Origin of the sequence: Dysgonomonas sp. GY617 (assembly GCF_015233815.1) — a bacterium.
Lineage (GTDB): Bacteria > Bacteroidota > Bacteroidia > Bacteroidales > Dysgonomonadaceae > Dysgonomonas_A.
On sequence record NZ_JADCLR010000013.1, the window covers coordinates 1 to 584 of the forward strand.

General features: G+C 39.7%; 1 protein-coding gene and 1 pseudogene. Both read left to right on the forward strand.

The window, feature by feature from the left end:
• Positions 1 to 244: PfkB family carbohydrate kinase (locus IR022_RS08725; protein WP_242053172.1), on the forward strand; the 244-nt coding region annotated here is incomplete at its 5' end.
• 141 nt (positions 245 to 385) lie between these two features.
• Positions 386 to 584 (forward strand): annotated as a pseudogene (locus IR022_RS19985) (bifunctional 4-hydroxy-2-oxoglutarate aldolase/2-dehydro-3-deoxy-phosphogluconate aldolase); the annotation flags it as partial.

Genomic DNA, 584 nt, shown 5'->3' on the forward strand with positions numbered 1-584 from the left:
GCTATATCAATCAAAACGGTATGATATTAGCCATATTGTAGACCGTGTAGGTGGTGGTGATTCATTTATGGGAGGACTGGTTTACGGACTAATCACTTATCCTAAAGACGATCAACAAGCTCTTGAATTTGCGGTTGCTGCTTCGTGCTTGAAACATACCATTTATGGGGATTACAATCTGGTAACTGTTGCCGAAGTTGAGAACCTTATGAAAGGTGATGGTTCGGGAAGGGTATCCAGATAAAAAAATACAATCTAATACTTATCGGAATACACATCTTTACATTAAGTAGATATGTAATGCCTTAGATGAATGATTTTTCAAAGTTTATAGATTGCATATCTACTTTTATAAAAAAAAGGAAATAAAAAAAAAGTTCAACATATGTCACGATTCAGCCGCATCGAAGCCTGTCAAGCCATGGCCAGCACAGGAATGGTTCCCGTCTTTTACAACAACGACCTGGAAACCAGCAAACAAGTAGTCAAAGCCTGTTACCAAGGAGGCGTTAGAGCCTTCGAATTCACCAACAGAGGAGACTTCGCACACGAAATATTCGCCGAACTAGTCAAATGGTCAGCCC